Source organism: Verrucomicrobiaceae bacterium (genome assembly GCA_016713035.1).
Classification (GTDB): Bacteria; Verrucomicrobiota; Verrucomicrobiia; order Verrucomicrobiales; family Verrucomicrobiaceae; genus Prosthecobacter.
This window is the reverse complement of sequence record JADJPW010000001.1, coordinates 1,427,447-1,440,004: the sequence shown is the minus strand read 5'-3', so window position 1 is coordinate 1,440,004 and position 12,558 is coordinate 1,427,447. Positions and strand designations below refer to the sequence as shown.

Here is a 12,558-nt window from a genome sequence, read left to right as displayed (position 1 = left end):
CATGCTCACCTCCTGTGCGGTGCCCAATGGTGGAGGTGGATACACCTCCTCTAGTGGTGGTGGATCGAGCGGACGCTCTCAATGCTCAAGCTGCCAGGGCTCTGGCTCCTGCACCACCTGCAATGGCACGGGGCGCTTCCTTGGCTTTTCGGAAACGAGCAACTGTAGCACCTGCAGCGGCTCGGGTAGATGCATCAACTGTGGCGGTCGCGGTGTTTGGTAAACCCTTAATCCATCACTTATGCGCTCATTACTCCACATTCGTTTCGGCACCTGCTTGCTGCTGATGGCCTACGTATTGTCCTTCCTGGCAGCAGCAGGTGCAGATGTGCCAGTTGGCAAAGTCGATGTCACACAGCCCGGTGCCTATCGATCGGGTGATTGGGAGTTTAAGCTGATCGTCACCTCGCCAGGCAGCAAGAGCGAGGGGACGATCGGCAGGCTCTACTATAAGGACAGTCCCGTGCCCGATGCCACGCCCGGAGACTTCTACCAGACTCCATGGGGAGACATCCAGTGGGTGGGCAATCCTGGAAAACTCTGGGGCGAACACGGTTGGATATTGCGCAATCCGCTCGTGGAAAAGGGCAAGCGACTGAAACCACCGGGCAACAAGCATGCTGAGGAACCAATCGTGATGATCATGGTGCTCCAAGATGAAGAATTCATCGAAAGTAAAACGCCAGCCCCCAAGCTGGAGTCCTGGATACTCCAGGCATTGCCAGCGGCGGATAAGATGTTTGTGAGACTGCCGTGGTTTGCCCTGGGTGAGCAGTCCGTAACGCTCGAAGACAACAAACTCATGGGCACACTCGCCGTGCGCCGCTTGCCCGCTCGCTCGAAAGAGTCGCTGGATATTTTGATCAGTGGTGGTGAGCCGAAGCGTATTTCATTGCCGAGAAAAAATGGAGCCGTACAGGTCATCGCGCAGGAAATTGGACTGCTTAAACCGATGAAGTTGGTGATGGCGTTTAAAGTTACCGAGGCGGCACCTGATTGGCCTGCTCCGTTGGTTGTTGGTATAGAGGCAGATGGGAAAACCATCGAAGTCATCAACCGCAAGCAACTCCTCCTGCGTCTGCCTGGAGATAAAAATGATGGCCGAGTCTGGATGCCGATGCAGGCCGAGGATAAGGTGCCAGCTCAACAAAGCATTCAGCCCGAAGGACAGGCTCAGTGGGAGGATGTGGATAAAGTATTTGAGATACTATTCGGCGTGTCCGGGCCTGGTCGTGCGGAAATCGAACTCGAATACAAGCGGCCGTGGCAAAAAGATGTGCCTGCGGAAAAACATTTTCGGCTCACCTGTGAGGTAAAGTGACGAGAATGTGCAGGTGGGATGCCCGCTGCGTGGCGTCGAAAACAGGAAGCTCAAAAACTTGGCACGGGCATTGCTTAGAGAGTGTTGGAACCCCTTTCCAACACGTCCTATGCTGAAATACAACCCACCCAGAACATGGCGCAGTCTTTTTACGGCTGCGATCTTCGCCGTTACTACCACCCTCGCAATACTCCCCGGTGAAGTCCGTGGGCAGGATGCGGCAGCCGCTCCGGCGACGGCCACTGCGCCTGCGCCAGCCGCGCCGAGTCTGGAGGAGCTAGCAAAGAAAATCGAAGCGCATGAAAAGCAGCTCGGTGACCACTTTCAATACTTCAACAACCTCGCTCCATCGGACAAGCTCAGCGGTATCGCTGGTCCTGGGCACAATGCCTTTCTCATGATCTGTGCCGCCTTGGTGCTCTTCATGACTTTGCCAGGCCTAGCACTTTTCTACGGTGGCCTTGTCCGCTCAAAGAATGTGCTCTCTGTGCTCGCGCAGTGTTTTGGCTGCGCCGGACTGGTGACGATCTTGTGGTACTTTGTCGGTTACACGATGGTCTTCGGTGAGCATCCGGCTGAGGGCGCTCCATGGTGGGCGGCTTATGTCGGTGACTTTAAGTACATGTTCCTCAATGGTGTGGGTGCGGCTCCGAACACGAATTATACGGCTTGGCCCTCACATTCGGTTTTCTGCATGTATCAGCTCATGTTTGCCATCATCACGCCGGCTCTTATTATTGGAGCTATCGCTGAGCGCATGAAATTCTCTGCGATCATGCTCTTCATCACGCTGTGGATGCTGGTGGTGTATTTCCCTCTGGCTCACATGGTGTGGGGCTTTGACGGGCTGATGAATGGTGTGTGGAATGGTGGCGCGGCCATCCCGGCGATCGACTTCGCTGGTGGCACGGTGGTGCACATGTCCTCGGGATGGAGTGCCCTGGTTCTCTGCATGATGCTGGGCAAGCGGAATGGCTTCGGAAAAGAGAAAATGGCTCCGCATAGCATGGTGCTCTGCATGGTCGGCACCGGCATGCTGTGGGCTGGATGGTATGGCTTCAATGCGGGCTCCGCTCTTGCTGCTGACGGTATCGCTGCGGGTGCTTTTATGACGACGACACTGGCTGCTGCTACGGCATGCTTCGTGTGGGCACTGGTGGAAAAAATCCATCGTGGCAAGCCCTCGGTTCTCGGCTTCTGCTCGGGTGCGGTGGCTGGTCTTGTGGTGATCACACCTGCGGCTGGCTTCGTCACTCCAAAGGGTGCTATGATCATCGGTGTGCTCGCTGGTATCATCCCTTATCTGGGTGTCATGGTGCTGAAACCACTGCTGAAGTATGATGATGCGCTGGATACCTTCGGTGTGCATGGCATCGGCGGCACGCTCGGTGCGATCGTGACTGGCTTACTTGCCGACAGCGGCATGAATGCCAACCTCGTGAGCGATGCTTATGCAAAGAAGAACGGCCTCGCCACATTGGTGACGGAAGGTGGCCTCGTCGGTGCCCAGCTCAAAGCCGCACTGATCACCATCGCCATCTCCATTGTCGCTACGGTGGTCATCACGCTCATCGTGAAGGTGGTCGTTGGACTCCGCCCGAGTGCCGAGGAGGAATCTGTCGGCCTTGACCTCAGCGAGCATGGTGAGGCTGGTTACGAGCATTAATCCCTGAGTTTACTCTCCACAATCCGCAGCTTTGCCGTTGGTGAAGCTGCGGATTTTTTGTTGCCTGATGTTTCGTGGTATTTGGTCTCTACGCTGAACATCAGGTTAAGCCTAGAATCCTACTTCTGTATCTCCCGCCTCCATGATTTGTGATTATTGGCAACAGAATGAAAACAACAGAATCACTGCATTCTGTTGTCCTCATTCTGTTGCCAGTCCGCTACTGGGATTTCACAAAACATGATGATGCGGCGCATAGCTTAAGATTCCGTGTTGCCAGCTCTGAGTGCTAGAAAGTGGCAAACTGGCGGCAAGAGAGGTCACGGATCTGTGGGTGGTCCGGGATCTCTGGGTGCTGATTAAGGCTTCTGCACTCGCATGCGCTGAAAGGGGGCGCTTTCACAGACGGCGATGATTAGGTCTTGGAAGCGGTGCCCTTTTTCTGCGGTCTTCTTCAAGATCGCTGCGACAGTGGGGCGGTCACTGAACTCCAGGCCGCGTCCGAGGGAGTAGGTGAGCAGGTTTTCCACGAGGTTGCGTGTGAAATGCCCGCTCATGTCACGCACGAGTATGCTGCGTAGCTCTGCGAGGTCTTTGAAGGTCTGGCCACGCACGAGTGCGCCACTGGCGTCGATGGGCTGCTTTTTCTCCTCCGTGCGCCAGCGGCCAATGGCGTCGTAGTTTTCAAAAGCGAAACCTAGTGGGTCAAGAAAGGCATGGCAGCCCGCGCAGGAGGCATTGCTACGATGCTCGGCGAACTGTTGGCGCAGCGTGAGATTGCCAAAGCGGGCTTTTTTCTCATCGAGCGGTGGCACACCGCCGGGAGCGGGCGGTGGAGGTGTGCCGAGGATGTTTTCCAGCAGATATTTGCCGCGTTTCACGGGTGAGGTCCGCGTGGGATTGGAGGTGAGAGTGAGGATGCTACCGTGGGTGAGGATGCCACCGCGTGGGGTGCCTGCGAGGGAGGTTTTTTGCATTTTATCGCCTTTCACGCCTTTGATTTCGTAAAAGCGGGCGAGCTTTTCATTGAGGAAGGAATAGTCCGCTTGGAGGAATTCGACGACGGGTAGGTTTTGCTGCAAAATGTGGCTGAACAGCATCTCGGACTCTTTTTTCATGAGCGAGGAGAGGCTATACTTAAACTCTGGAAAACGGCGGGTGTCTGGGGCGACGATATTCATGTCGCGGAGCTGGAGCCACTGACCTGCGAAGTCAGTCGCGAGGCTCTCCGCTCGCCAATCTCCCAGCATACGCTGGATTTCGGTGCGGAGGTTTTTCCGCAATTGGCCACTGGATGCGAGCTGGAGCAGTTTTTCATCCGGCGGGGCTGACCAGAGGAAATAGGAGAGCCGTGTGGCGAGTGAGGACTCATCGATGAGCGCCGTGTCATGCTCGACTGCCCCGATCGGCTGCGGCGGAGCGCGGAAGAGGAAGGAAGGGGAGACGAGCATGCCGCGTAGCACTAGGGCGAGTGAGTCCAGAGGGGATTCTCCCTCTTTCGCGGCGAGGGAGGCGAGGGTGGTCCATTTTTCTTTTTCAGCGGTGGTCAAAGGGCGGCGAAATAGCCGTGTGCCGAGCTTTTCGACCAAAAGCGGCATTTCAGCCGTGGTGAGACCTGCGGGTTCATTGATGGGGCCGGAGACGGAGAGCTGGTGGAGCCAGAAATTGCGATCTTGGTGTGTTTTGGGGTCGTAGAAGTCATTGAGGAACCAGACTTGGATTTCGTGTTTCCCGACGGGGAGATCCGCCTCGGCGTGAAACCACTGCGGGGCCTGTTCTTTGGCCGTGATGGCAAAAGAGCCCGCGTTTTTGCCTGCGATGCGTACATCGAATTTCGCGGGTTCATTGCCAGCTTGTTGTGCTCCGGCTTTCACCGTGATGCGGTATTTGCCGGCCTTGGCGATGTCGATGCGGTGAATGACAGAGCCTGCGCTGGGCAGAGAGATCGCTCCGGTGTCGCGGTTGGACTGGCCTTCGCCAGGGAGGAAGTCCTCTCCGCTGAGTTTCAGCTCTGGATGACCGACGGGCTTGCCCGCGACTAGCCACTGCAGGAGTCGTGTGCCGCTGGGTGGTAGGAGGCCGTAGGGGCCGTCGATTTGCAGGCTTTGGAGGGCGAGGTTGCGGTCTCGCTTTGCCGGATCTGGATTCTGCGGGTCGGAAAAGTCGTTCAGAAAGCGGATGGAGGCCCGGTGCTCACCTTTGGAGAGTGTGAGGTTGTGTTTGATCGTCTGCCAGGGGCCTTTCTCATCACGGAAACGTGCGGTGACATCAAACTGCGCCAGTTCTTTGCCATCCAGGAGCAGCGCGATGCGTGCGGCGTCTGGTCCTGCCTGGGTGGCAGAGACACGGAGCTGGAGCTGGTAGTCGCCGGTGGCAGGCGCAGTGAATTTGGTGGCGGCCTCTGCCTCAGAGTGGAACCAGCGCAGCCCACTCGCCTCTGTGGTGCTGCCTTTGTGGTTCCAGAATTTGCGGGCCTGTACTTCCAGTTCTAGGCGCTCGCTGATGGAGGTATCGAGGGCTTTATCGGCCACGTTGGTGGCTGCGCGGATGTATTTCTCCATCAAAATGGGCGAGATGGAGAGCACATCGGCGATGTTGTCATAACCGTAACCGGTGTCATCTGGCGGGAAGTCGCTGGAGGGGCGCAGATCGACGAGTAGGAGATCACGGATGGTGTGGTCGTACTCGGTGCGGTTGAGCCTGCGCCAGTTCGCCGGGCCTGGATCTGGCCGCTCAGGGTCAAACCAGAAGACGCTGTCATCGAGCCAGGCGATGACTTCGTCCCGCTCGGCCAGGGAGGGCTTCGCCTTCTTCTCTGGCGGCATGACGTGAGTGGCGACCTGCTGCCTCACATGGTCCCAGTGGACTTTATCAGCGATCATTGTGCTGTAGTCGCTGAATTCATCGAGGGCGAAGTCCCCCTTCGTCACATCATCGCTATGGCAGTCGTAGCAGTATTTTTGGAGGATGGGACGGATGCGTTTTTCATACTGTTCTTGGCCACGCGGCGCTGCGAAAGCACAACTGGAAGCCAGAAGGAGTGAAAAGAGGTATTTGGTCATTTGGGGGTCAGATATAAGCGCAGGCTGGAGCGGGCAGCTTTCAGTCATCGCACTGGAGAGAAGCCCAGAAGCGTGATTTCTCCCTTTTGCCACCGCTGTGGCTGTATAAATGACACCTGCTATGACTGCACCTGACTCATCCACTACGCGGAAGCCAAAGATCGGCCCCTTTCTCTCACTCGGATCGCCTGCTGTGGCGGAGCTGGCTGCGGATTGTGGCTTTGACTGGGTACTGATCGACCTGGAGCATGGATGCGCCACCGAGGTAGCGCTGCCAGATCAGCTCCGTGGGCTGCGGGGCAGCCATACGCTGGGGATCGTGCGTGTGGGGGCTCCGCATCCAGATCTGATCGCTCGTGTGCTGGATGCTGGGGCGGATGGGATCATGGTGCCGCATGTGAATAGCGCGGAGGAGGCCCGGCACTGTGTCAGTGCGGCTACTTACCCGCCGCTGGGGCTGCGCGGTGTCTCACGCACGGTGAGGGCTTATGGCTATGGGCTGTGCCTGCCAGCGGAGGGAGCACCGCCACCGCGCCCCATCATCCTCGCTCAAATCGAGACGGCAGAGGCTGTGGGCCGCGCAGCGGAAATCGCAGCGGTGGAGGGCATTGATGCACTTTTCATCGGTCCGGCAGATTTGTCCTTCGATCTGAAAGCACGCCAGTCACCGCTGAAGTATGACGAGTGCCTGAGCCGCATCGTGGATGCGGCGAAAGGGCAGGGGAAGGGCTGCGGCATCCTCGTCCGTCATGCCGATGATCGCGAAAAACTGAAGAAACTGGGCTTTGAGTGGCTGGCGATGGACTCGGATCTCTCGCTGGTGCGGGAGGGTTTTCGGCGGAATTTGGCAGAGGCTCGATCGTGGTGAAATAAACCGACATTTTTCTGTGCGTTGGCGTTTTCGGCCTACTCTCGGCGCTCCTTTTTTATCTTCCAACCCACCATGACTGTATCCCCCGCTATTCAATCTAAGATCGTCGAGCTCTGCCAGACCCTCATCAATGATGAGGAGGTGCAAAATGCCCGTCAATGCGCAGAGTCCTTTCTCGCCGATGAAGCGGCCGTGAAGCAGTACCGTGAGATGGCGACGCTGGGCCGCGCTTTGCACCAGAAGCAGCATCATGGTGAAGAGCCGACAGGGGAAGAAATCACTCAATTCAATGCCCAGCAGGAGCGCTGCGAGGCGAATCCGGTCATCGTCGGCTTTCTGGGGGCTCAAGAGACTCTCAGTGGCGTGGCCGAGACGCTGAATGCCTGGATCGCACGCAGCCTGGAAAGTGGCCGGGTGCCCGCAGCGGAGGAAATGGAGAAAAAAGGCGGCTGTGGAGAAGGCTGTGGCTGCCATTGATGGCAATCGCAGCAGCAGATCAGACTGCTAGTTCCTCATCCAACAAAGCCGTGAGTTGAAGCACTCGGCTCGAGACCGCTGTGCGGTTTGTTGTGGTTGTTTCATGAGGTGCGGGCATGTGGCGAATGGTGCCTCGGAGCATTTCCCTTTGACCCTGGGAGGGCTGGACGCTAACAACCGCGTTCTTTCTCACCCTCCTTTCCCCACCCAACTCATGGCCGATTCTGACCGCCAGCATACCCTCGCCAAGCCTGTCTCGATGAAAGGCACCTCGCTGCATACCGGCGAGGAGGTCACTCTCACTCTCCAGCCTGCGCCGGAGAATTTCGGCTTCAAATTCCGGCGCATCGACCTGGAGGACAAGCCCTTCATCCCTGCGCTGGTCGAAAAAGTGCAGAAAGTGGAGCGTGCGACCACCATCGCAGAGGGCGGTGTGAATGTGCATACCGTGGAGCATGTGATCTCCGCGCTAGCTGGCATGGGCGTGGATAATTGCATCATCGAAATGGATGCGAATGAGCCGCCCATCGCAGATGGCAGTGCGCTGCCCTTTGTCGAGCTGATCAAGTCTGCCGGTCTGGCAGAGCAAAAAGAGGCGCGGCGTGTTTTTGAGGTTCGGGAGCCGATTTACCAGGAAACTCGTGGCGGCACCATCCTGACCATCGTGCCGGACAAGAAATTCCGCGTTTCCTGCACCAATGTGGGGCCAGATGGTCGTTTCACGCAGTATTTCAGCGTGGAGATCAATCCAGAGACGTATGAGAAGGAAATCGCCGCTGCACGGACCTTTGTTTACTACGAAGACATCGCTCCGCTGATGGAAAAGGGCCTGATCAAAGGCGGCACGCTGGAGGCTGCGATCGTCATCCGTGGCGATGCGCTACTCTCCAAGCAGCCGCTGCGTTTCCCAGATGAATTCGTGCGGCATAAGATCCTAGACATCGTGGGTGATCTCATGCTCTCAGGCAAGCGCATCACTGGCCATGTCATCGCTGTGCGTCCTGGTCATGGCCCGAATACGGAGCTGGCACGAGCCATCGTGAAGCAATACGAGACGATGCGCAGCATGGTCCCCGCACCGATGCATATCCCTAGCGGGGAGGCCGTCCTCGACATCAATGAGGTCATGCGCATCCTGCCGCATCGTTACCCCTTCTTACTGGTAGATCGCGTGATCGGCTTTGAGGGCAGCACGAAGTGCCGCGCCATCAAGAACGTCACGATCAATGAGCCTTTCTTTGAAGGCCATTTCCCCGGCCATCCCGTCATGCCCGGAGTGCTCCAACTGGAGGCGATGGCTCAAGTCGCCAGCATCGTGCTCCTGCGCATGCCGGAGCATCAGGGCCGCATCGGCTACTTCCTCAGTGCCAATGAGGTGAAATGGCGGCGCCCTGTGCTGCCAGGCGACACACTCGTGATCGAGACAGAGATGACGAAAGTGAAGCGCAGCGTGGCCCAGGCCATCGGGCGCTGCCTCGTCAATGGCCAAGTCGTCTCTGAGGCGGAGTTGATGTTCAGTGTCGTCGATCGCTGAGCCGTCTGGAGAGCCTCCGTCACGCGTCTTTTTATTTCTTTCCCTCTGTGATTCATCCCACCGCTATTATTGATCCTAGCGCCCAAATCGGCGCAGACTGCCACATCGGCCCATACTGCATCATCGGTGCAGACGTCGTGCTTGGAGATGGTTGCTGGCTCCAGCATCACGTCACGATCATGGGTCCGTCCCGCATCGGGAAAGGGAATAAATTTTACGCCTATGGCAGCATCGGCCAGCAGACGCAGGATTTGAAGTATCAAGGAGAGCCCACATGGCTCGAAATGGGCGATAACAACACCTTTCGTGAATTTTGCACCGTCCACCGTGCCACAGCCCCGAACGACAAAACGCGGATCGGCAGTCACAATAACTTCCTCAGCTACGTCCACATCGCGCATGATTGCGTAGTCGGGAACCATGTGATTTTCTCCAATAACGGCACGCTAGCGGGCCACGTCACGGTGGAGGACCACGTCATCCTCGGAGGCCTCAGTGCGGTGCATCAGTTCTGCCGTATCGGCCAGCGCAGCATCATCGGTGGTTGTGCCAAAATCGTGCAAGACATCCCGCCTTTTTGCACGGTGGATGGGAATCCTGCTCGTGCGCGGGGGCTTAACATCGTCGGGCTCCAGCGTGCTGGCTTTAGCCGTGAGCAGATGCATGCTCTTCGCGGCACCTTCCGTAAAATTTATCGCAGCGGCTTGAACAATGCTCAAGCCATCGAAGAACTGCGTGCCGATGGCGAACTCACACCAGAATCAGCAGCCTTTGTCGAATTCGTTGCCTCAACAAAGCGTGGCATCACTCCAGGTGGAAAATCATCTGGAGATGATGATGCGTAACAAGAAAAAGCAGGAAGCATGGCAACCATTCCATGCTTCCTGCCGGTGTTTTTTAGAGGTTCAGGCTATTGGGGGGAGAGTTTAGGCCAGAGTCTTTGCGCGGGATTTGCGGACTGGCTTGGAATTGGTTTTTGGAATGATCGTGGGGCGGAACGCGTCGCCGAAGAGATAAGCACGAGCACTATCCACCTGGCCAGAGACTCGGCGATGCCACTTCGAGAATTCTTTACCCAGTCGCTCCTCTGCATCTGAAATCTGGAGGGCGTCATCTAGGCTCAAGTGCTCAGTGCTGAGCTCCAAGTGAAAGGTGATCTCGGGGATATGCAATTCCACGGCCTCGAACATGTCCATCACGCGTGCCGCGTAGCTGGTATCCCAGATTTTGTCGTCCTCATCGTAACTGCTCGTGACAAGATGGGCGATGAGGTATTCTGCATTGTCAGAATAGACCTCTGCTGCCTCTGTGACGCTTTCAAAGCTTTCCCGATCTGCTGTGACTGGCAGCACGACCGTTACAGCTACCCCCATGTCATGCAGGACATTCTCCAGCTCATTCGCTTCGTAAAAGGCATTGAAGGCCTCCCCTAAACCAGTGGCGATTTCCAAGATTGTGACATCGGAAGCATCCACCTGGGAAATGAAGGAACGTGGAGTCAATGTGTCCACATCCAGAACCTTGCTGCCTGGGGTGGGGGTGGCGTCTTCCTCAGCAAGGCTCAGGAGACGATGATCAACGCCATATTCGGCGAGATAGCGAGTGAGGCAGAGGGAAAGCGTGCTCTTGCCGGTGCCAGGATAGTCGTTTTGGATGAGGATCAGCTTTTTCATAGTTGGATGCTTAATTGCACAGCCATTGTGCTAATTATAGAAAGTATTGCAAGCATAATATTTCGTTTTTGTTAAAATTTAACAAAAAACCGCCAGTTTCTGCTTTTGAAGCCTGTTTTTAACGACTTTCCTACACCTATGCCTGGTAGTGGAATTGAGCATTTCTGCCCAAAAATGAAGAATTGCTGCAGGGGCCATGGATTTGTCCGATCCCTGAAAAAGCATGGTAGTTGCGTCGATTGAGGCTGAATGCCTGGTCAGAAATACCTGCTTAAAGCTTGGAAGACTCAGCGCAGAAAATGTTAGGCTGTCAGGACCCCTGGAAATCGGTAGCTGTACTGCATACAATGGAAGCTAACGAAGCTCGTTTGAAGGAGTTGGTATCAAAGTTGGAAAAACACTTTGACACCTGGGGGAGACCTCCTACTCTCCGGCCACTTTTTCGTGAGGCTGCCGGGACGCATTGTCTCTTGACGTTTAGGTCAAGATTCACCGTGTCCCGGTTTCTTTGTCGAAAGAGGAGGAGGCTCCTTTTCCACAGGGCCGCCGCTAGGAATACGCTGTTATAGCTCAGTGGTAGAGCACGTCCTTGGTAAGGACGAGGTCGAGGGTTCAAATCCCTCTAACAGCTCCATGCGGCTGCTTTTGGCGAGAGGGGTTCCCGACGAACAAACAAACGAACACGCACCCCCTACTCATCTTACTCCATGGCCAAAGAAGCATTCCAACGCAACAAGCCGCACGTCAACATCGGCACCATCGGCCACGTTGACCACGGCAAAACAACACTCACCGCCGCCATTACCACGGTCCTTTCCAAGAAGGGATTCGCCCAGGCGAAGGCTTACGATCAAATCGACGCAGCTCCTGAAGAAAAAGAGCGCGGCATTACGATCAATACTGCCCACGTGGAGTATGAAACCGACAAGCGTCACTACGCTCACGTGGACTGCCCTGGCCACGCTGACTACGTCAAAAACATGATCACTGGCGCTGCCCAGATGGACGGAGCTATCCTCGTGGTCTCCGCTGCTGATGGCCCGATGCCCCAGACTCGTGAGCACATCCTGCTCGCTCGTCAGGTCGGCGTGCCCGCCCTTTGCGTGTTCATGAACAAAGTGGACATGGTGGACGACGCTGAACTGCTCGACCTCGTCGAGATGGAAGTGCGTGACCTCCTTTCCAAATACGACTTCCCAGGTGATGAAATCCCGATCGTGAAGGGCTCCGCCCTCAAGGCTCTCGAAGGAGACGCCACCCACGAAGCCAACATCCATAAGCTCATGGATGCCGTGGATAGCTACATCCCGCTGCCAGAGCGTCCGATCGACAAAGACTTCCTCATGCCTGTGGAAGACGTGTTCGCTATCGAAGGTCGTGGTACGGTCTGCACTGGCCGTGTCGAGCGTGGCATCGTCAAGAAGATGTCCGAAGTCGAAATCATCGGCATTCGTCCAACCGCCAAGACCACCGTCACGGACATCGAAATGTTCCGCAAGCTGCTCGACGAAGGTCGCGCTGGCGACAACGTGGGTCTCCTCCTCCGCGGCACCAAGAAGACCGACATCGAGCGCGGTCAGGTCATCGCGAAGCCAGGCTCCGTCACTCCGCATAAGAAGTTCAAGGCAGAAGTTTACGTCCTTTCCAAGGACGAAGGCGGCCGTCACACGCCGTTCTTCAACAACTACCGCCCACAGTTCTACTTCCGCACGACGGACGTGACTGGCTCTGTGACCCTTCCTGAAGGTGTCGAAATGGTGATGCCTGGCGACAACGTCTCCATCACCGTGGAACTGATCACACCGATCGCCATGGAGAAGACTATCCGCTTCGCAATCCGTGAAGGCGGCAAGACCGTCGGTGCCGGCCGTGTGGCTGACATCCTCGACTAGTCCACCTTGCAGGTTCGTTTGTTCCGAAATCCCGCCGGGTCTGGCGACAGACCCGGCGGTGA

At 56.5% G+C, this 12,558-nt stretch carries 9 protein-coding genes and 1 tRNA gene; 8 read left to right on the top strand and 2 right to left on the bottom strand.

Going from position 1 to position 12,558, the window contains the following annotated elements; genetic code table 11:
- The first annotated feature begins 241 nt into the window (after nucleotides 1-241).
- Both IPK32_06190 and IPK32_06185 read left to right on the top strand, forming a co-directional pair.
- Entirely contained in the window at nucleotides 242-1,321 is a 1,080-nt protein-coding gene (locus IPK32_06190) for a hypothetical protein (GenBank protein ID MBK8091570.1), read from the top strand.
- 109 nt (nucleotides 1,322-1,430) lie between these two features.
- Nucleotides 1,431-2,987: an ammonium transporter gene (locus IPK32_06185; protein MBK8091569.1), complete on the top strand. Its 1,557-nt coding sequence runs from the start codon at nucleotides 1,431-1,433 to the stop codon at nucleotides 2,985-2,987.
- A gap of 359 nt (nucleotides 2,988-3,346) precedes the next feature.
- Here the strand turns inward: IPK32_06185 and IPK32_06180 are convergent, their stop codons facing one another.
- Nucleotides 3,347-6,049 (bottom strand): DUF1592 domain-containing protein, encoded by a 2,703-nt coding sequence (locus tag IPK32_06180; GenBank protein ID MBK8091568.1) that lies wholly within the window; start codon nucleotides 6,047-6,049, stop codon nucleotides 3,347-3,349.
- Nucleotides 6,050-6,170: 121 nt separating this feature from the next.
- Here IPK32_06180 and IPK32_06175 point away from each other — a divergent pair, with 121 nt between their 5' ends.
- The 4 genes from IPK32_06175 (at nucleotide 6,171) to lpxA (ending at nucleotide 9,776) form a co-directional block, all read left to right on the top strand.
- A complete protein-coding gene (locus tag IPK32_06175; GenBank protein MBK8091567.1) occupies nucleotides 6,171-6,917 on the top strand; it encodes a 2-dehydro-3-deoxyglucarate aldolase in 747 nt (248 codons plus the stop codon).
- A gap of 75 nt (nucleotides 6,918-6,992) precedes the next feature.
- Nucleotides 6,993-7,397, top strand: a complete 405-nt coding sequence (locus tag IPK32_06170; GenBank protein MBK8091566.1) for a YlbF family regulator — start codon at nucleotides 6,993-6,995, stop codon at nucleotides 7,395-7,397.
- A gap of 214 nt (nucleotides 7,398-7,611) precedes the next feature.
- Nucleotides 7,612-8,931, top strand: a complete 1,320-nt coding sequence (locus tag IPK32_06165) for a bifunctional UDP-3-O-[3-hydroxymyristoyl] N-acetylglucosamine deacetylase/3-hydroxyacyl-ACP dehydratase (protein ID MBK8091565.1) — start codon at nucleotides 7,612-7,614, stop codon at nucleotides 8,929-8,931.
- A 47-nt stretch (nucleotides 8,932-8,978) separates the two neighbouring features.
- A complete protein-coding gene (gene lpxA, locus IPK32_06160; GenBank protein ID MBK8091564.1) occupies nucleotides 8,979-9,776 on the top strand; it encodes an acyl-ACP--UDP-N-acetylglucosamine O-acyltransferase in 798 nt (265 codons plus the stop codon).
- 81 nt (nucleotides 9,777-9,857) lie between these two features.
- Here lpxA and IPK32_06155 read toward each other — a convergent pair whose 3' ends face one another.
- Nucleotides 9,858-10,604, bottom strand: coding sequence for a hypothetical protein (locus IPK32_06155; protein ID MBK8091563.1), 747 nt, complete (start codon nucleotides 10,602-10,604; stop codon nucleotides 9,858-9,860).
- A 559-nt stretch (nucleotides 10,605-11,163) separates the two neighbouring features.
- Here IPK32_06155 and IPK32_06150 point away from each other — a divergent pair.
- A tRNA-Thr gene (locus tag IPK32_06150) sits at nucleotides 11,164-11,238 on the top strand.
- 73 nt (nucleotides 11,239-11,311) lie between these two features.
- The gene (tuf, locus tag IPK32_06145) at nucleotides 11,312-12,496 is read left to right on the top strand and encodes an elongation factor Tu (protein MBK8091562.1); all 1,185 of its coding nucleotides are present in this window, start codon (nucleotides 11,312-11,314) and stop codon (nucleotides 12,494-12,496) included.
- Nucleotides 12,497-12,558: the final 62 nt, after the last annotated feature.